The sequence below is a fragment of the Agrobacterium sp. 22-214-1 genome, assembly GCF_053522465.1.
This window is the reverse complement of sequence record NZ_JBNWCK010000001.1, coordinates 878,611-896,813: the sequence shown is the minus strand read 5'-3', so window position 1 is coordinate 896,813 and position 18,203 is coordinate 878,611. Positions and strand designations below refer to the sequence as shown.

The 18,203-nt window shown below is 60.1% G+C and carries 17 protein-coding genes; 10 read left to right on the top strand and 7 right to left on the bottom strand.

Annotated elements, in window-relative coordinates; translation table 11 throughout:
- Positions 1-129 precede the first annotated feature (129 nt).
- The 9 genes from fabD to vapC all read left to right on the top strand — a co-directional run bounded on the left by fabD (position 130) and on the right by vapC (position 7,891).
- Positions 130-1,074, top strand: coding sequence for an ACP S-malonyltransferase (gene fabD, locus ACQZ5G_RS04520; RefSeq protein WP_003520725.1), 945 nt, complete (start codon positions 130-132; stop codon positions 1,072-1,074).
- 83 nt (positions 1,075-1,157) lie between these two features.
- A complete protein-coding gene (fabG, locus tag ACQZ5G_RS04515; protein ID WP_003520726.1) occupies positions 1,158-1,895 on the top strand; it encodes a 3-oxoacyl-[acyl-carrier-protein] reductase in 738 nt (245 codons plus the stop codon).
- Positions 1,896-2,244: 349 nt separating this feature from the next.
- Positions 2,245-2,481, top strand: a complete 237-nt coding sequence (locus ACQZ5G_RS04510) for an acyl carrier protein (protein ID WP_003502080.1) — start codon at positions 2,245-2,247, stop codon at positions 2,479-2,481.
- A gap of 249 nt (positions 2,482-2,730) precedes the next feature.
- The gene (gene fabF / locus ACQZ5G_RS04505; RefSeq protein WP_003520727.1) at positions 2,731-3,993 is read left to right on the top strand and encodes a beta-ketoacyl-ACP synthase II; all 1,263 of its coding nucleotides are present in this window, start codon (positions 2,731-2,733) and stop codon (positions 3,991-3,993) included.
- Positions 3,994-4,322: 329 nt separating this feature from the next.
- Entirely contained in the window at positions 4,323-5,543 is a 1,221-nt protein-coding gene (mltG, locus tag ACQZ5G_RS04500) for an endolytic transglycosylase MltG (RefSeq protein ID WP_448737557.1), read from the top strand.
- A gap of 68 nt (positions 5,544-5,611) precedes the next feature.
- Positions 5,612-6,499 carry a YicC/YloC family endoribonuclease gene (locus tag ACQZ5G_RS04495; RefSeq protein WP_448737558.1) on the top strand — a complete coding sequence of 296 codons (888 nt, stop codon included), beginning with the start codon at positions 5,612-5,614 and terminating at the stop codon, positions 6,497-6,499.
- Between the two features lie 4 nt (positions 6,500-6,503).
- Positions 6,504-7,166, top strand: a complete 663-nt coding sequence (gene gmk / locus ACQZ5G_RS04490) for a guanylate kinase (protein WP_080817281.1) — start codon at positions 6,504-6,506, stop codon at positions 7,164-7,166.
- Positions 7,167-7,259: 93 nt separating this feature from the next.
- Positions 7,260-7,493 (top strand): type II toxin-antitoxin system VapB family antitoxin, encoded by a 234-nt coding sequence (gene vapB, locus ACQZ5G_RS04485; protein ID WP_031233980.1) that lies wholly within the window; start codon positions 7,260-7,262, stop codon positions 7,491-7,493.
- Positions 7,493-7,891, top strand: a complete 399-nt coding sequence (gene vapC, locus ACQZ5G_RS04480) for a type II toxin-antitoxin system tRNA(fMet)-specific endonuclease VapC (RefSeq protein WP_003520736.1) — start codon at positions 7,493-7,495, stop codon at positions 7,889-7,891. The genes vapB and vapC overlap by 1 nt, the downstream gene beginning before the upstream one ends.
- A 32-nt stretch (positions 7,892-7,923) precedes the next feature.
- Here vapC and ACQZ5G_RS04475 read toward each other — a convergent pair whose 3' ends face one another.
- From ACQZ5G_RS04475 to ACQZ5G_RS04445, 7 genes are all read right to left on the bottom strand, one after another.
- The gene (locus tag ACQZ5G_RS04475) at positions 7,924-8,574 is read right to left on the bottom strand and encodes an alpha/beta hydrolase (protein ID WP_448737559.1); all 651 of its coding nucleotides are present in this window, start codon (positions 8,572-8,574) and stop codon (positions 7,924-7,926) included.
- A gap of 73 nt (positions 8,575-8,647) precedes the next feature.
- Positions 8,648-9,478 (bottom strand): 16S rRNA (adenine(1518)-N(6)/adenine(1519)-N(6))-dimethyltransferase RsmA, encoded by an 831-nt coding sequence (rsmA, locus tag ACQZ5G_RS04470; RefSeq protein WP_448737560.1) that lies wholly within the window; start codon positions 9,476-9,478, stop codon positions 8,648-8,650.
- Positions 9,478-10,500: a 4-hydroxythreonine-4-phosphate dehydrogenase PdxA gene (pdxA, locus tag ACQZ5G_RS04465; protein WP_448737561.1), complete on the bottom strand. Its 1,023-nt coding sequence runs from the start codon at positions 10,498-10,500 to the stop codon at positions 9,478-9,480. Before pdxA ends, rsmA begins: the two co-directional genes overlap by 1 nt.
- Positions 10,501-10,526: 26 nt before the next feature.
- A complete protein-coding gene (locus ACQZ5G_RS04460; RefSeq protein WP_448737562.1) occupies positions 10,527-11,474 on the bottom strand; it encodes a SurA N-terminal domain-containing protein in 948 nt (315 codons plus the stop codon).
- Between the two features lie 297 nt (positions 11,475-11,771).
- Positions 11,772-14,153, bottom strand: coding sequence for an LPS-assembly protein LptD (locus ACQZ5G_RS04455; protein ID WP_003520740.1), 2,382 nt, complete (start codon positions 14,151-14,153; stop codon positions 11,772-11,774).
- Positions 14,154-15,242, bottom strand: coding sequence for an LPS export ABC transporter permease LptG (gene lptG, locus ACQZ5G_RS04450; protein ID WP_035263022.1), 1,089 nt, complete (start codon positions 15,240-15,242; stop codon positions 14,154-14,156).
- The gene (locus tag ACQZ5G_RS04445; protein WP_448737563.1) at positions 15,239-16,408 is read right to left on the bottom strand and encodes an LptF/LptG family permease; all 1,170 of its coding nucleotides are present in this window, start codon (positions 16,406-16,408) and stop codon (positions 15,239-15,241) included. The genes lptG and ACQZ5G_RS04445 overlap by 4 nt, the downstream gene beginning before the upstream one ends.
- Before the next feature lie 298 nt (positions 16,409-16,706).
- Here ACQZ5G_RS04445 and ACQZ5G_RS04440 point away from each other — a divergent pair, with 298 nt between their 5' ends.
- Complete coding sequence (locus ACQZ5G_RS04440; RefSeq protein WP_059753150.1) at positions 16,707-18,200, top strand: leucyl aminopeptidase; 1,494 nt, start codon at positions 16,707-16,709, stop codon at positions 18,198-18,200.
- The last annotated feature ends 3 nt before the right edge of the window (positions 18,201-18,203 follow it).

The window sequence follows — 18,203 nt, the reverse complement described above, 5'->3', positions numbered from 1 at the left end:
GGGAAAACAGGACGGCAAAACCCCTGACATGGGCCTGCCATGGGGCTTCAAGCCTTGACTTCGCTGGCGGGAATGTGAATGGAAGTCCGAAAGAATAAAGGCAAGGCCAGACAAGAAGGACGACATCCCATGGGTATTGCATTCACATTTCCCGGACAGGGAAGCCAGGCCGTCGGCATGGGCAAGGAGCTGGCGGATACCTATCCGGAAGCGCGCGCCGTGTTTCAGGAAGTCGACGAGGCGCTCGACCAGAAGCTTTCAGATATCATGTGGAACGGCCCGGAAGAGACGCTGACGCTGACTGCCAACGCCCAGCCGGCCCTCATGGCGGTGTCCATGGCGGTCATGCGGGTTCTCGAAGCGCGCGGTTTCAAACTGTCCGATACGGTTTCTTATGTCGCGGGCCACTCGCTCGGCGAATATTCGGCGCTCTGTGCCGCCGGCACCTTCTCGGTTGCCGATACCGCCCGTCTTCTGCGCATCCGCGGCAACGCCATGCAGGCCGCCGTGCCGGTGGGCGAGGGCGCCATGGCGGCGATCATCGGGCTTGAGCATGACGCCGTTTCGGCAATCTGCGAAGAGGCGGCCATTCTCGGCGTCTGCCAGATCGCCAACGACAATGGCGGCGGTCAGCTCGTCATCTCCGGCGGCAAGGCCGCTGTCGAAAAGGCTGCGGCGATCGCTTCCGAAAAGGGCGCCAAGCGCGCCATCATGCTGCCGGTTTCCGCCCCCTTCCACTCCGCGCTGATGGCGCCGGCGGCGGAAGCCATGCGCGAGGCGCTGGCGGCCGTCGAAAAGCACAACCCGGTCGTGCCGGTTATCGCCAATGTGCGCGCCGCCCCCGTTTCCGATGCCAATGAGATCGCCGCCCTGCTGGTCGAGCAGGTGACGGGTCAGGTGCGCTGGCGCGAGACGGTGGAATGGTTCGCCGCCAACAATGTCACGCAGCTTTACGAGATCGGCTCCGGCAAGGTGCTGACGGGCCTTGCCCGCCGCATCGACAAGACGGTGAACGGCGTTGCCGTCAACGGTGCTGCCGATATCGACCAGCTTCTTGCCACCCTCATCGGCTGAGACGGGATACTCCGGCTGCCGCATTCATCGGGCGCAACTGCGCTGAACATTTTCAGTCCGAAGCTCTAAAGAAGGAATAGGACATGTTTGATCTGACAGGCCGCAAGGCTCTCGTAACCGGCGCGACCGGCGGCATCGGCGAAGAAATCGCCCGCCTTCTGCACAGCCAGGGCGCAACCGTTGGCCTGCACGGCACCCGCGTTGAAAAGCTCGAAGCGCTGGCGGCGGAACTTGGCGAACGCGTCAAGATTTTCCCGGCGAACCTTGCCGACCGCGCCGAGGTCAAGGCGCTCGGCGAAAAGGCCGAAGCCGAGCTGGAAGGCGTCGATATCCTCGTCAACAATGCCGGTATCACCAAGGACGGCCTCTTTGTGCGCATGAGCGACGAGGACTGGGACAACGTCATTGAAGTGAACCTGACGGCGATGTTCCGCCTGACGCGCGAGCTGACGCATCCGATGATGCGCCGCCGTTTCGGCCGCATCATCAACATTACCTCCATCGTCGGCGTCACCGGTAACCCCGGCCAGGCCAACTATTGCGCCTCCAAGGCCGGCATGATCGGTTTTTCGAAGTCGCTGGCCCAGGAAATCGCCACCCGCAACGTCACCGTCAACTGCGTGGCGCCGGGCTTTATCGAAAGCGCCATGACCGGCAAGCTGAACGACAAGCAGAAAGACGCCATCATGGGCGCCATTCCCATGAAACGCATGGGAACCGGTGCTGAGGTCGCCTCGGCCGTTCTTTACCTCGCCTCCAACGAGGCGGGCTACATGACCGGCCAGACCCTGCACGTCAATGGCGGCATGGCGATGATCTGACGGCACTTGTGACCGTCATAAAAGGATTGCGGCGCTGTTTAGGCACCTTCTTGGGTAGCTGGCGCCGCAAGGCCCCGCCGACTGGTTTTCGGCGAAATTGCCTGTCATACGCTGTGCTTAGCGCGTTTTCAGGCTTTTCGACCGATTGAAACCATGTTAAGCGGGCCAAGACTGTGAACAGTCGTCCCGGAGAGACAGGAAGCCGTTGCGATTTTGCGTGACGATGTCTAGCTTGGACCGGGTTGAACGGGTTTGCCAGCGGTGCCGGATTTGAACGGCGCACGAGGGCTTCTAACAGGGCAGGGTGCCGCAAGGCATTCCCTTCAAAATAAAGGTCGAGGAAACCGACATGAGCGATATCGCAGAACGCGTAAAGAAAATTGTAATTGATCATCTTGGCGTTGACGCCGACAAGGTTGTTGAAGGCGCCAGCTTCATTGACGATCTGGGCGCTGATTCGCTCGACACCGTTGAACTGGTCATGGCTTTCGAAGAAGAATTCGGCGTTGAAATCCCCGACGACGCAGCTGACTCGATCCTGACCGTCGGCGACGCCGTAAAGTTCATCGAGAAGGCCCAGGCCTGATCGACCTTGATGGGGGAGGTGCAATATCCTCCCGTCCTTGGCCCGGCTCGTCCGGGCCAATGTTTTATAGGCAGACGGTAACATGCCCCTGACGGTGCGTGTTCCGGGCAATGCATGGGGTCACGGGCCCGGAAACGGCGCCCACAACCGTCATGCTGAGATTTGAAATACTGCAGCATCCGATGAACATCTCCTGATGTCCGGCGTTGCATGAAGACCGATGATTTGGATAAGGGCGGAGCATTGGCGATGAGGCGTGTCGTTATCACCGGTACCGGCATGGTATCTCCTCTTGGATGTGGGACGGAAGTGACCTGGGAGCGGCTGCTGGCCGGCCAGAACGGCGCCCGTCTCGTGACTGAATTCGAAGTCGAGGACTTGCCCGCAAAGATCGCCTGCCGTATTCCCGTGGGCGATGGTTCCAACGGCACCTTCAATGCCGACGACTGGATGGAACCCAAGGAACAGCGCAAGATCGATCCTTTCATCCTGTACGGCATGGCTGCCGCCGACATGGCGCTTGCCGACGCGGACTGGCATCCGGAAACGGACGAGGACCAGATCGCGACCGGCGTTCTGATCGGCTCCGGCATCGGCGGCCTTGAGGGCATTGTCGAGGCGGGCTATACGCTGCGCGACAAGGGCCCGCGGCGCATTTCTCCATTCTTCATTCCCGGCCGCCTGATCAACCTCGTTTCCGGCCAGGTTTCCATCCGCCACAAGCTGCGCGGACCGAACCATGCCGTGGTGACGGCCTGCTCGACCGGCGCACACGCCATTGGCGACGCCGCCCGTCTGATCGCGCTCGGCGATGCCGACGTCATGGTCGCCGGTGGCGCCGAATCGCCGGTCTGCCGCATCGCGCTTGCCGGCTTCGCCGCCTGCAAGGCGCTCTCCACCCAGCACAATGACAATCCGGAAAAGGCCTCGCGCCCCTATGACCGCGACCGCGATGGTTTCGTCATGGGCGAAGGTGCGGGCATCGTCGTTCTGGAAGAGCTGGAACATGCCAAGGCGCGCGGTGCGAAGATTTATGCGGAAGTCGTCGGTTACGGCCTTTCGGGCGATGCCTATCACATCACCGCACCGTCCGAGGACGGTGAAGGCGCCTATCGCTGCATGTCGATGGCGCTGAAGCGTGCAGGTCTCACGCCTGACGATATCGACTACATCAACGCCCATGGCACCTCGACCATGGCCGATACGATCGAGCTTGGCGCGGTCGAGCGGCTTGTCGGCGAATCGGCTTCGAAGATTTCCATGTCTTCCACCAAGTCGGCCACCGGCCATCTTCTCGGTGCGGCTGGCGCTATCGAGGCAATCTTCGCGACGCTTGCGATCCGCGATAACATCGTTCCGCCGACACTGAACCTCGACAATCCCGATGTGGAGACGAAGATCGATCTCGTGCCGCACAAGGCGCGCAAGCGGCAGGTCGACGTGGCGCTCTCGAACTCCTTCGGCTTCGGCGGCACCAACGCCTCCCTCGTGCTGCGTCGTTACGAAGCATAATTGCGGCGGCGGCTCTGCCGCCGCTGGCGCCCTCCCACCGGGTGCTGACAAAGGACGTTCTTTCCTTTGAAGAACGCATTGCGGCTTGCGAAGGCCATTCCGGTTTTCGCGCCGATATTGTAGTCGTTTATGGGAAGCGTTTGCCGGTTCGGGGTAATTTCCGGCCGCAGGCTGCTTCCTCCATCGGCTTTGTCCGAAACGATGTTCGTGAAGCGGAATAGCAAGGCTTCACGATATCTCTATGTGGTGCAGGAAGACATTCCGAACCTGTTTTTGCCGCATTACCTGCGCAAAAAGCGCTGACAACGCCGAACTGAAAAGGACCGACGGTGAGCGACACGAACCAGAACAGCCAGGGACCATACGGACAAAACGGCACGGGCGAAGGCAATCGCGGCCCGATCATTCCGAAATCCCCGACGGAAGCACTGCGGCCGGAGAAAGTGCCGGCTCCGCCCAAGCGCTCCCGCAAGGCCCACGGCCAGCTTGTGATCTTTCTGAATTTTCTGATGACGCTCGCGGTTGCCGTCTGTGTGCTGGCCATTGCCGCTTTCTATTACATGATCGATGCATTTCAGGAGCCCGGTCCGCTCCAGACGAACACGCATTTCACGGTGCGCAACGGCGCCGGCATCATTGAGATCGCCAATAATCTCGAGCGTAACGAGGTCATCTCCAACGCCCGTGTCTTCCGCCTGATGACCGGCAGCTATCTGCAAATGGACCAGACGCTGAAGGCCGGCGAATATGAGATCAAGGCCGGCGCATCGATGAAGGACATCATGATGCTGCTGGAGTCCGGCAAGTCGATCCTTTATTCGGTGTCGTTGCCGGAAGGCCTGACCGTGAAGCAGATGTTCGCGCGCCTTGGAGCAGACGAAGTGCTGGACGGCGAATTGCCCTCGGCCCTGCCGCCGGAAGGCAGCCTGCGCCCCGATACCTACCGCTTCACGCGCGGCACCAAGCGCGAAGAAATCATCAACCAGATGAGTGCGGCGCAGGACAAGCTGATCGACATGATCTGGGAACGGCGCGATCCCGATCTGCCGATCAAGACCGTCGAGGAATTCGTGACGCTTGCCTCTATCGTCGAGAAGGAAACCGGCAAGGATGACGAGCGCGCCCATGTTGCTTCGGTGTTCTACAACCGTCTGAAGAAGGGCATGCGCCTGCAATCCGACCCGACGATCATCTACGGCCTGTTCGGTGGCGATGGCAAACCGTCGGACCGTCCGATCTACCAGTCGGACCTGCAGAAGCAGACGCCGTTCAACACCTATGTCATCAAGGGCCTGCCGCCGTCGCCCATCGCCAATCCGGGCCGGGCGGCGCTTGAGGCCGTGGCCAATCCATGGCGCACGGATGACCTTTATTTCGTTGCCGATGGCACCGGCGGCCATGTGTTTGCGAAGACGCTTGAAGAGCATAACGCCAATGTGCGCCGCTGGCGCAAGATAGAGGCCGAAAAGGCGGCCTCCGGCGCCAATCCCGATGTTGTCGTGGATGGCCAGCCGGGTGGGGCCGAGGCGGAAAAGCCGGCCAACAATTGACAATCCTGACCGGGCCCTGCGATCCGCACGGGCCCGGTTTTGCACAGCATGACGGGGGGCTTCCAGATATGACATTGCAATCGATGACCGGCTTCGCACGCAGCGAAGGAACCTCCGGCCGTTACCGCTGGGCGTGGGAATTGCGCTCGGTGAACGGTAAGGGGCTCGATGTGCGCCTGCGTCTGCCGACCGGTCTTGAAGCGCTGGAAACGGCCCTGCGCGAAATCGCGGGCGAGCATCTTTCCCGCGGCAATATCCAGGCGGGTCTGACGCTGGCGATTGCGGAAAACCGGCTGGAGGCGGTGATCAACCGCGATGCTCTGGCAGCTGTTCTGGCCCTGAAGAAGGAGCTTGGCGATGTCGTGGAAGACAAGCCGCTGAGCTTCGACACGCTGCTCACGCTGCGCGGACTCGTCGATTTTCGCGAGGCGGAAGATGACGCGGAGGCGCAGGCCGCGCGCAACGGCGATGTGCTTGCCGGCTTCGCTGCCGCCGTCGAGAAGCTGAAGGATATGCGCGAACGGGAAGGGGCGTCGCTGTTTGCGATCCTGTCCGGTCATGTCAACCGGATCGAGCAGCTCGCGGACGTTATTGAAAACGATCCTTCCCGCCAGCCGGAACAGATCGCGGCACGGCTCGCACAGCAGATCGCCCTCATCGGCGACGGCTTGCATGGTCTCGACCGTGACCGGCTGCATGCCGAGGCGGCGCTGCTCGCCACCAAGGCGGATCTGCGCGAAGAGATCGACCGGCTGCACGCCCATGTTCAGGCGTCGCGGGAGCTTTTGGCCAATGGCGGGCCGGTAGGACGCAAGCTCGATTTTCTTGCACAGGAATTTAACCGCGAGTCGAATACAATCTGTTCCAAATCGAACGCCAGTGCGGTAACCGCAGCAGGCATAGAGCTGAAAGTGGTGATCGACCAGTTCCGCGAGCAGGTCCAAAATCTGGAGTAGACCCATGGTCCCGGTGAATAATTCTCCCGTCACGATTGCCCGCAGAGGGTTGATGCTGGTGATTTCTTCGCCATCCGGCGCGGGCAAATCGACGATTGCGCGCAACCTGCTCGACAAGGACAAGAATATCGGCCTGTCCGTCAGCGTCACGACGCGCCCGCGCCGCCAGAGCGAGATTGACGGCATTCACTACCATTTCATTTCCACGCGTGAATTCGAGCGCCTGCGCGATAGCGATGCGCTGCTGGAATGGGCTGAAGTTCACGGCAATTTTTACGGCACCCCGCGTGGACCGGTGGAAGATGCCATGGCTGCGGGCCGCGACATGCTGTTCGATATCGACTGGCAGGGCGCCGAGCAGCTTCAGGACAAGATGAAGGCGGATGTCGTTTCGATCTTCATCCTGCCGCCGACCATGACTGAACTTCAATCGCGCCTGCATCGCCGCGCCGAGGACACCGAAGAGGTCATCAAGACCCGGCTCCTCAATTCCCGTGCCGAGATCGAGCACTGGCGCGACTATGACTATGTCATCCTCAATGACGACCTGCAGGCCGCCTTCGAGGCCGTCGAAGCAATCGTGAAGGCCGAACGCGTCCGCCGCGACCGCCGCCACGGCATGTTCGATTTCGTACGGGCGTTGCTCGAGGAAGAGCCGAAGCTTTGATGGAAGGTAGCGTCTGGCTACCGGCCCCAAAATCTTGAAATCGAAGCGGTTAGATGTTATGTATATCCCGGCAGGATATACGAGGCTCTGACAATGGCTACGTCAACGGTTTTTATAAGCAATCGCAGTCAAGCTGTAAGGCTACCGAAGGCCGTGGCTTTTCCTGATGACGTGCATAAGGTCGATGTTCTGAAAATCGGTCTCGCGCGTGTTATAGTGCCGCAGGGAAAGCGCTGGGATGACCTTTTTCTGACTGGCCCTCGTGCAACGGATGATTTTCTTTCCGTTCGCGAAGAGCCTGCATTGGATGAGCGCGAGCCCTTCTGATGCTCACATATATGCTCGACACCAATATATGTATCTATGTGATGAGGACTTATCCTCCGGAGCTGCGGGAGAAATTCAACGCTCTGGCAGATCAACTGTGTATTTCGAGCATTACACTTGGCGAGCTTTATTATGGTGCTGAAAAATCCATCCGGCGCCAGGAAAACATCAACGCCATTGAAAATTTTACTGCGCGTTTGGACGTTCTGCCTTTCGCCGACAAAGGCGCCGCACATTACGGCCAGATCAGGGCCGAACTTGCCAAGGCTGGAACGCCATGCGGCGTTCATGATATGCAGATTGGTGGTCACGCCCGTAGCGAGGGGCTGATCGTCGTAACCAATAATATGCGCGAGTTTGTCCGGATGCCCGGTTTGCGAGTTGAAAACTGGGTTTAGTTCTCGGCCTCGCCCTGTTCCAAAACGTTCGGCTAACCGATGGGAGTCGCTGCTGTTCTCTGGGCCATAGGCTCACTTGCCGCCCATTGGCGAGATAGCCACTCGTCTGCGGCGTCTTCAGCCCAGCCGTGGCCCGTCTCAACTGTCTGCAGAACAACATCCGCACCGGCCGATGCCAGTTGGTTGGCCAAATGCGGCGCATCGGTGGGGTGACGCCGTTCGTCGTAGGCGCCGGCGAGCAGAAGTATGGGGTATCCTGAGAGGTTTGGGAGGGCCTGATGCGTTCTTGGAGAAAGCGGGCGAAGCAGAATGGCTCCCCTCGACAGATTCCGATTCAGGCATATGGTTTCAGCCGCTATGATCGCGCCGTTCGAATATCCAACGAGAAGGGGTCTCTGCCCGGTCTCATGAAACACAAAGTCGATGAACTGGCAGAGGCTGGTCGCTCGATGTTTGAGGTCGTCAATATCAAGCTGTCTGTCGGGCTTTCGGCGGAAAAACGCGAATCCATTCTCCCAGGGAACAGTGCCTCTCGGAGCATATAGAACGCTCTTGGGAAAGACGGCGCGGCCAAAAGAAATGAGATCGTCTTCCCTTCGCCCCGATCCATGCAGCAAGACAACCGCGCAGTCGGGCGTTTCGGCGGGAATGTCGAGCTTGTAGTGAAAACCGGCACTCTCCACGCGCTTGTTCCTTTCTTGGCAGTCTCCACGAACCCGTGTCCCGCCGCTCGGAATGGCACATTACACGACGGATTTACAGGCAGTTCGCCAAAGTGACGAACTCCTCCACCGACAGCGTTTCCGCTCGCCGCGTGGGATCGATCCCCGCTCTTTCCAGAAGCGTTTCGCCGCCAAGGCTTTTCACGCTCTGGCGCAGCATCTTGCGGCGCTGGCCGAAGGCGGCTTCCGTCACCTTTTCAAGCTTTGTGACATCGCAGGGCAGCGGCTTGTCCTTCGGCAACAGGTGCACGACGGTGGAGGTTACCTTCGGCGGGGGGCTGAAGGCCTGTGGCGGAACGTCGAAGGCCATTTCGGAAACCGTGCGCCAGCCGGCGAGAACGCCCAGCCGGCCATAATGGTTATCGCCTTCTTCGGCCACGATGCGCTGGCCGACTTCCTTCTGGAACATCAGCGTCATGGAGAGCCAGAAGGGCGGCCATTGTTTCGGCAGCAGCCAGTTGACCAGCAATTGCGTGCCGACATTGTAGGGCAGGTTGGCGATGATCCGCACCGGTTCGCCGGCGGGAACCAGCGCCTCGAAATCGGTCTTGAGGGCGTCGCCCTCGATGACTTCGAGCCGCCCGGGATAATGCGCTTCGATTTCCGCCAGCGCCGGCAGGCAGCGGCTGTCGCGTTCGACGGCTATGACCTTTTTTGCCCCGAGCGAAAGAATGGCGCGGGTGAGGCCGCCGGGACCGGGGCCGACCTCGATCACCGTCACGCCTTCGAGCGGCCCTGCCGTTCTGGCGATCTTCTGGGTGAGGTTGAGGTCGAACAGGAAGTTCTGGCCGAGCGATTTCTTCGCATCGAGCCCGTGGCGCTGGATGACATCGCGCAGCGGCGGCAGTCCGTCGATGGCCGCCATTATGCGTTGGCCCGGCTGCGGAGGGAAATGTCCGCCGCCATCTTCAGCGCCGCCACAAGGCTCGCCTCATTGGCTATGCCCTGGCCGGCAATGCCGAAGGCGGTGCCATGGTCGGGCGAGGTGCGGATGAAGGGCAGGCCGAGCGTGACGTTGACGGAATCGTCAAAGCCGAGCGCCTTGGCCGGAATGAGCGCCTGATCGTGATACATGCACACCGCCACGTCATAACGCTTGCGGGCGGCATCGTGGAACATGGTGTCGGCGGGCAGGGGGCCGAAGGCATCGATCCCGTCCTTCCGCAACCGCATGGTCGCCGGGTGGACGATATCGCGATCCTCGGTGCCGAGTGCACCATCTTCACCCGCGTGCGGGTTGAGGCCGGCAACCGCCAGACGCGGCGCCTCGATGCCGAATTTCTGCCGAAGATCGGCATCGATGATCCGGCAGGTCGTGACGATCAGCTCTTCGGTGAGAGCGGCCGGCACGTCTTTCACGGGGATATGGATCGTCACCGGGACGACACGGACCTTGGGGCCGGCAATCATCATGACCGGGAGGACTTGCTCGCCGGTCTGGCGCAGGGCGAGATCGGCCAGAAATTCCGTATGACCGGGAAAGCCGAAACCCGCCTCATAAAGCACCGATTTCGCGATCGGATTGGTGACGACGGCCGCAGCCTTGCCCTCGACCGTCAACGAAACGGCCGTCTCGATGGCCTTGATCGTCGCGTGCGCCGCGCCGACATGCGGCTGACCCGCCTGCACTTCGAAGCCGACAGGAAGGGAGAGGATGGGGAAAGCGCGCTCGAACAGGCCTACGGCATCACCCGCTTCGCAGGTCTCGATATTGACCGGCACGCCGATCAGCGCCGCACGGCTCGCCACCACATCGGGGTCGCCGATGAAGATGAAGGGCGGCACGCCGTTCTCCCGGCGCTTAGCCCAGGCGGTGATGGCGATGTCGGGGCCGATACCGGCTGGATCTCCCTGTGTCAGGGCAAGCGGCAGGGATGCATATGTCACGGAAAGACCCGGCTCTCGTATCAATATCAGGTGTTGACGATCTGCGCCTTCTTGCGCAGCTCATCCATATATTTCTTTTCGTTCGGGTTTTCGCCGTCCTTGGCCTTCATCAGGTCTTCGGACTTGAACACCATTTCCGCCGCATAGTCGTCAGAAACCTGGCGCTGCTTGCAGATGGCCAGATATTCGATGCCCTTTTCGGTGACGCGGGTGCCGGTGGTGCCGCCTTCCTTGGTCTTCTCCACCAGCGCCTTCCAGTCTTCCGGCAGCTCCGGCGCCAGAATGCGGCCAAGGTCCTTGATCGCCACATCACGCATGGTCGCGGCGAAGCTCATGGCCTGGTCGCAGCCGGGATAACGCTTGCGCGAGGCCTCAGCCTCGGCTTTGCGCTTGCCGGTAATGGCGTTGCGTTTCGATTCCGGGATAACGAAGATGACCTGCTGCAGGAAATATTCCGTGGTGACGGGCTTGTCGCCGCGTTCCTTCAGTCGGGTAACGAGATCCTGCGTCGACATCTTGCCGCGTGCGCCATAACGGGCGTTGACAAGGCGCGGCCAGCTCATCTGAACGGCGATGAAGGCCTTGAAATGATCGGCTCCGACACCCGCCTGCGCAAGCACCTTCGTCAATTGCTGCGGGGTCATCTTGTTGTTGCCGGCAAAGCGTGCGAAGGCCGCATCGACATCGTCGGTGCTGACCGACATTTTAACGCGGCCGATTTCCTCGCGCTTCAGTGCTTCGTCGACAAGCTGCTCGCGCGCCTTTTCATTGAGATTGCCGGACTGGCGCTGCAGCTTGAGGAAGGCGACGCGCTTGGCAATATCGTCATTGGTGATGGGGGTCTTGTTGACGACGATCTTGACGGTGCTATCGGCGAAGGCCTGGCCGGCATAGGGCACAACGGCCATGGGAACGGCGAATATCGCAAAGGCGAAAGCAGCGCCACGCAAAGCCGTCTTTCCGAAATTCATCATATCCTTCTCCCTTTCGTCGGGCAGGGGCCTGTTGCCCTGTTCCGCCAATCTGTTCTGCCTGATGAGGGGAATATTGAACTCTCCCGCTTTTCAGACCTGCAACTGTGCATCCGCACCGCGAATTTGCCACGTATATATCATCGCGATCCGCAAGACGGCAATGTGTCGGTTTGTTGAAAGAAAACCCGATAGGTTCCATGCGCGGCCGACATTGGCGTGTTGTTGCGGCGAAACCGTGGCTTTACTGGCCAAATGGTAAAAAGGCAGGTCACGATGCTGCGTAACCTGCCTCTAAACTCAGTAGTTGTTTGGCTTCCAGCCGATATCCATGTCGCTCCAGTCCTCATTGGCTGAGCCGACACTGACATCGCCGAGCGTACGGAAGGCCAGACGGGCATTGATCGACCAGTCATTGGCGGCCTGGCGGCTGGAATTGATATTGCCTTCGTCGGAATAGCTGACCGTCAGGATCGTGCATTCATCCTGATAGGCAATGCCGATGCGGCGTTCGGCGGCAAACTTCCCGTTTAGATCGTAATTGATCGAACCGAACAGCGACCAATTGTCGTCCATGCGCAGCGAACCGGACGCCTGGATGATATCGCGGTCTTCGTTATAGCCGTATTTCGGCTGTGCCTTGACCTGGGTATAGCTGAGCTTGCCGGTAAGGCGGCGGTCCGAATAGCTGATACCGGTTTCCGAACGGTTGATGTCGAAATCGTCCTTGTCGAGACGCAGGCTCGACGACAGCGAAAGTCCGATCGGCGCATCGAAAGCGGCCATGGCGACGTAATCCGAACGGTCGGATTCGAGGCCCGAATTGGCGCCTGCATTGACGAGATCGTAGGAGGCGAAGGAATTGTCGCCTGCCAGATGGAAGGACTGGCCGGCAATGGCGCGAACGCCGTAGCCGTTGTCGAACGTACCGTTATATCGGAAGCCGATATTCGCGCGCGTGCCGCCTTCGATCCGGTCGAAACCGGAGAATTTGTCGCGTTCGAACAGATTGGTCGCGTCGAACACGAAGGCCTGTGCATCCTCGTTCGGAAGGCGGCCGGCATATTGTTCGTTCGGACGCACGAAAATCTGTGCAATGGGCTCGATCACGTGGCTGCTGTTGAGCGCGGTGAACAGCCATGGATAACGCACTTCCAGACCGCCGGTGACCATGCCGCGGAAAGCCGCGCCGTCATGCATCATGCCCTCATAGGCATAGGAGGTCCCGCCCGAGGTGAAGGCTGCGGGAGACATGTCCGTCCAGAGCGCGTCGCCGCGCGCGGCAAGGATCGGCGTGATCTGCAGGCCGCTGTCCATCGTGAAGGTGCGCTTCCACTCGGCTTCGGTGGAAAGGCGCGTATAGTCGCCCTCAAGCCCGCTGAAACGCGGATAACCGCCGAGCGCGTAAGCATCCTGCCGCAGGCGCGTGATGCTCGTCAGGTTGGTGGTCAGCGAAAGTTCGCCGCCATAAACCGGATCCGGCACGAAATAACGGTAGTCGACAACCGGGTGGACGATTGCCTGTTTGCGTTCCTTGGCTTCGGTATTGTCCGTATCCTGAACGTTGAAATAATAACCGCGGGCTTCGAAGCTGTTACGCTCACTCGCACCGGTCAGATAGATCTGGTTGGTCTGAACGTCGTTTTTATAACCCTTCAGCCCATAGGTGCGCGAAAAGTTATTGTCGGTCTGCACCATGGCATCCCAGCCGAAAGCCCAGCGCGGGTTGATCGAGAAATCACCCTTGCTTGCGATCATGCCGCGATTGTCGTTGAGGGCGTCGCTGGTGCCGGCCGTGAAGGTTTCGGACTTCTGCTGGCTGATGCCCGCGATCGTGACCGTGTGCATGCCGGTTTCGAAGCGCTGGCGCAATTCCGCCTGCAGCAGCAGACCCTGCGTCGTGTAATAGGTCGGCGTGACGGTCACGTCCGAGGTGTCGGACAGCACGTGGAAATAGGGGACACCGATACCGAAACCGAGATTGTCGGTAATGCTCATCTGCGGGAACAGGAAGCCGGATTTACGCTTCACCGTATTGTCCGGAACCGTAAGGAACGGCAGATAGGCGATCGAATGGCCGAAAAGCTGCAGGCGGGCCTTTTCCAGCCGCACCGTATGGGTCTTGCCGTCCTGAACGACGCGCTCGGCCTTGACCTGCCACAGCGGCGCCTTTTCGGGCCGTTCGGCGCAGGGCAGACACGCGGTGTAGACACCGTTGTTGAGCACCATCAGGTCGCCTTCGAGACGCTCGGCGCTTTCACCGGCAATACGGGTATTGTCCGTGGTCTCGACGCGCAGCGCATTGACGAAGCCCTGACCGAAATCGTCGGTCACGTCCATCTCGTCGGCATAGATCTTGTTGCCGCCCGGCTCGATCAGCTCGATGTTGCCATGGGCGATCACGCGACCGGACTGCTGGTTATATTCCACTTGCTGGGCCACCATGCGGTAGCCCGAATATTTCATGCGAACCACGCCCTTCGCGATCACACGCTGGGAATCGCGATTATAGGTCAGTTCATTTGCTGTAAGCAGGAGTTTCGAATCGTCTTGGCTTGCCGACGCAAGCAAACCATCCTGGCCGAAAGCGACCGGGCTGGATGCCAAATACGCGCACACAGCGGCACCTGTCAGAAGGGCCGTCCAAAGCCGCCTGATATTCCCGCGGTCAATTACCGCCACTTAGCCGTCCTCCTGATGAAGCAGAATGGTTGCCCCCAAAGCCAACGCCACGATGACTGGAACCCAGACCGCGACGGTGGGAGGGACAACACCACCACTCCCGAATGCCCTTACGAGCACGGTTACTACATAAAGCACGAAGCCGGAAACGATTCCACCCAGAATCACGGAGCGCGATTGGGCGAAGCGGCTGAACTTTAATGAAACGGTCGCGGCGATCAAGGTCATCGCGACCAGAAGCAGGGGCGTCGATAGCAGGAAATGATACTGCGTCTCAAGCGCCTTCGAAGATAGTCCAAAGGACTTTGCAACTTCGATCTTGTGAGAAAGGTCAAAGAAAGCAACGGTTTCCGTCTGCGTCATGCGCTCCTGAACGAATTCCCGTCTCAGATTGGTACTGATCCGCGTGCTTTCTTGCCGAACTGGCACATGCCCGGCGCGCGTTTCCGAAACGCCGTTAAGAAGCCAGTAACCATCTTCCAATTTAGCCGACTTCGCATCCTTACGCGAGACGATGTTTCCGTCCTTGTCGATGTCGATCAGAACCACGTCGAGAAGCAGCGTTCCATTGTCCTCGAAGCTCTTGGCGCCGATGATCGTATCCTGGCCGCCGCTTGCCTGGCGCATCCACGGAATGATCTCCTGCTGGCGGCCGCCGCCCGCTTCGTTGCGCAGGCCGGCTTCCATCGCCAGCGATTTGTTCTGGCCCCATGCCGCGATGGGGTTCAGGATGGTGACCGACAGGATGCCGATGAAAACCGCGCCGAGCACGAAGGGAAGGATGAACTGCCAGGCGGAAATGCCGGCGGCGCGCGTCACCACCAGTTCGTAACGCCGGTTGAGCGAGATCAGCGTCGTCATGCCGACGAAAAGCGCGATGAAGGGCACGGTCTGTTGCAGGATCAGCGGCAGGCGAAGCGCCGTCAGACCAAGGGCGGCCGGAACGGAATAGCCGGGCAGGCCGGACATGCGCCGTGCTGTTTCGCTGAAGTCGGCAAGGTAAATGATCGAGGATACGCCGAGCACGAACCAGATGGCGGTGATCAGATATCGCTTCAGGAAATACCGGGAGAGCGTGTTGAAAATCATGCGTTGCCGCTCCCAGAGCTTTTCGCCATCCGGCTGGAGAAGAGACGGCGCAGACGACCCATCGCATCGGCGATGATTTTCGGCATTTTCGGCTTGCGGCCGGTCAGCAGAATGAAGGCGGCGGCCCCGCCGCTGAGGCCCGGCACGGCATAGACCAGCGGAATGAAGGCCGCGCTCTGCTTGATCTGATTGGTGACGTAAAAGCCAAGCCACCGCAGCATGAAGGCCGTCACCAGCGCGGCCACCATCGGATGCAGGCGCGCTTCGCGGTGAGAACGGGCATCGGCGGCGATGACCAGCGAAATCAGCGCGAAGGAGAAGGCGAACATCCAGTCCGACAGGCGCTTGTGCAGCTCGCTGCGGAAGGCTTCCGGCGAGCGCTTGTAGCTCGCATTGTTCTCGTCGGGCGAAAGAAGGAAACCGAGGCTGGCATCGCCCGGCGAGAGCGACGGCTCGGAATCCTGCTTTTCCGACATGGTCGAAAGGTCGAAGGCATAGGACAGGAACTTGACGATCGAGACCTTGCCGTCCGGCGTCTTCTGCTGCACTTCGCCGTCGCGCATAGTCAGCGACGTGCCGCTTTCATCGATCATGCCTTCCTTGGCATAATAGATGAGATCGAAATTCGGATCGCGGCGGTCGGCGACGAACAAGCCCTTGAGGATACGGCCCTGCCGCTGGGCGATCTGCACGTAAAGGCCGTCCTGAATGGTGCGGAACGTCTTTTCCTCGATCACCGAAGACAGCAGGTCGGCATAGGCGGCGGCCACCATCTGCCGGGCGGAGCTGCGGGCGGGCGGCTCGATGAAATTGGTGATGGTGAAGGAAAACACGCTCAGAATGGCGGCCAGAACGAGAACCGGGCGATACATGATCGAACGGGGCGATCCCGCCGCATCGATGATGGCAAGCTCGGAATCGTTGTTCATCGTCGTGAAGATCTGAGTGATGCCGATCACCAGCGCGAAAGGCAGGACGACCGGGATCAGCGTCGGCAGGATCATCGTCGCGAGCGCCATGAAGGAACCCATCGACTGGCCGGTATCGGTGACGAGATTGATTCTCTGGAGAACCTGGATGGTCCAGATGATGGCCAGCACCGGCAGCAGCGCGACCAGAAACATCTGCGTTGTCCGCCGCAGGATATAGTTCTCGAGAAGCTTCATACGGCCCTGTTCGACATTGTTTTTCCGTGCGATCGCTCGCCGAATTTCCGCCTATCTAATCGCATCGTTTGCAATTGGCTATTCCGGCGTGCTCACAAATATGTTTTGCGCGATGATTTTTCCATCGCCTGTGTCTTTTTGTGGAACAAGCTGTCGGTTTCATGACGCGATTTCGCATTCCGCAAAAATGCCTTTCCTTTAACGACTGTAGGCCTTTAAAGAATGCGGGGTTGCGCCCGGGGCCGAAAAGGCCATGATCATGCGCATCGTGCAAGTCGTAGAAGAAGAGCAGGAAAACATGTCCGCCAAATTCGATATTTCTTTCGCCAATTCCGCCGCGCTTGAAAACGCGCTCGCCGTTGTGCTGCAGGCCTCGGGTGAGGCTCAGGCCGTCGCCGGCGCCTCCGAGGCCGATCCGGGCGGTGTGATCGAAAGGGCGGCGAAGATTTCGGGCTTTTCTGCAAAATCCATGACGACGCTCGACGTGATCGCGCCGCAGGGTTCCGCCGCCGACAGGCTGCTCGTTATCGGCCTCGGTAAGCCCTCGAAACTGGTCGCCCATGACTGGCTGCGCGCCGGCGGCACCGCCGCCGCCAGTTTCAAGAAGGCGGACAGGGTCGTCATCTATCTCGATGCGCCGGGCGTAGAGGTCGGTGCGCAGGCGGCTGCGGATTTCGCGCTTGGCCTGCTGCTGCGCGCCTATAGCTTCGATGCCTACAAGACCAAGAAAAAGTCCGACGAAGAGAAGACGCCGAAGAAGGTGGAGATCGTCATCGTCACGGCCGCCCATCAGGAAGCGGAAAAGGCTTTTGCCGTCTCCGAGGCCGTTGCGGGCGGTGTTACCCTGGCGCGCGATCTCGTCAACCTGCCGCCGAACGCTCTCGGTCCCGTCGAATTTGCCGAGAAGGCGGAGGAGCTGCGCAAGCTCGGCGTCGAGGTTGAAGTCCTCGGCGAGAAGGAGCTGAAGAAGCTAGGCATGAATGCGCTTCTCGGTGTGGCGCAGGGATCGGCGCGCCCGCCCAGACTTGCGGTGATGCAGTGGAACGGCGGCAACAAGAAGGATGAGCCGATTGCCTTCGTCGGCAAGGGCGTCGTTTTCGATACCGGCGGCATTTCGCTGAAGCCCGGCCTCAATATGGAGGATATGAAGGGCGACATGGGCGGGGCCGCCGCCGTGACCGGCCTGATGCATGCGCTCGCCGCCCGCAAGGCCAAGGCGAATGTGATCGGCGTCATCGGCCTTGTGGAAAACATGCCTGACGGCAATGCCCAGCGTCCGGGCGATATCGTTACCTCCATGTCCGGTCAGACCATCGAGATCATCAATACCGATGCCGAAGGCCGGCTGGTTCTGGCCGATGCGCTCTGGTACACCAAGGATCGCTTCAACCCGAAATTCATGGTGAACCTCGCCACGCTGACGGGCGCGATCACGGTGGCGCTCGGCAATCTTCAGGCCGGTCTTTTCTCCAATGACGACGAGCTTGCAGCGCGCCTCACGCAGGCGGGCGATGTGACGGCCGAAAAACTGTGGCGCATGCCGCTCGGCAAGGATTACGACAAGATCATCGATTCCAAATTCGCCGACATGAAGAACAGCTCGGGCCGTCTGGCGGGTTCCGTCACCGCTGCGCAGTTCCTCAAGCGTTTCGTGGGCGAAACCTCCTGGGCGCATCTCGATATCGCCGGCACCGCCATGGGGTCGCCGCTGACCGAGATCAACCAGTCATGGGGATCGGGCTACGGCGTCAGGCTGCTGAACGAACTCGTTCGAGCCCATTACGAAGATTGAAGC

What these genes read in the sequence shown, in the direction of transcription:
- fabF (WP_003520727.1), top strand. Translation starts at nt 2,731, where the DNA reads ATGAGGCGTGTCGTTATCACCGGTACCGGCATGGTATCTCCTCTTGGA.
- fabG (WP_003520726.1), top strand. Translation starts at nt 1,158, where the DNA reads ATGTTTGATCTGACAGGCCGCAAGGCTCTCGTAACCGGCGCGACCGGC.
- fabD (WP_003520725.1), top strand. Translation starts at nt 130, where the DNA reads ATGGGTATTGCATTCACATTTCCCGGACAGGGAAGCCAGGCCGTCGGC.
- lptG (WP_035263022.1), bottom strand. Translation starts at nt 15,242, where the DNA reads ATGATTTTCAACACGCTCTCCCGGTATTTCCTGAAGCGATATCTGATC.
- ACQZ5G_RS04445 (WP_448737563.1), bottom strand. Translation starts at nt 16,408, where the DNA reads ATGAAGCTTCTCGAGAACTATATCCTGCGGCGGACAACGCAGATGTTT.
- ACQZ5G_RS04495 (WP_448737558.1), top strand. Translation starts at nt 5,612, where the DNA reads ATGACATTGCAATCGATGACCGGCTTCGCACGCAGCGAAGGAACCTCC.
- gmk (WP_080817281.1), top strand. Translation starts at nt 6,504, where the DNA reads ATGGTCCCGGTGAATAATTCTCCCGTCACGATTGCCCGCAGAGGGTTG.
- ACQZ5G_RS04510 (WP_003502080.1), top strand. Translation starts at nt 2,245, where the DNA reads ATGAGCGATATCGCAGAACGCGTAAAGAAAATTGTAATTGATCATCTT.
- rsmA (WP_448737560.1), bottom strand. Translation starts at nt 9,478, where the DNA reads ATGGCGGCCATCGACGGACTGCCGCCGCTGCGCGATGTCATCCAGCGC.
- vapB (WP_031233980.1), top strand. Translation starts at nt 7,260, where the DNA reads ATGGCTACGTCAACGGTTTTTATAAGCAATCGCAGTCAAGCTGTAAGG.
- ACQZ5G_RS04440 (WP_059753150.1), top strand. Translation starts at nt 16,707, where the DNA reads ATGTCCGCCAAATTCGATATTTCTTTCGCCAATTCCGCCGCGCTTGAA.
- ACQZ5G_RS04460 (WP_448737562.1), bottom strand. Translation starts at nt 11,474, where the DNA reads ATGATGAATTTCGGAAAGACGGCTTTGCGTGGCGCTGCTTTCGCCTTT.
- vapC (WP_003520736.1), top strand. Translation starts at nt 7,493, where the DNA reads ATGCTCACATATATGCTCGACACCAATATATGTATCTATGTGATGAGG.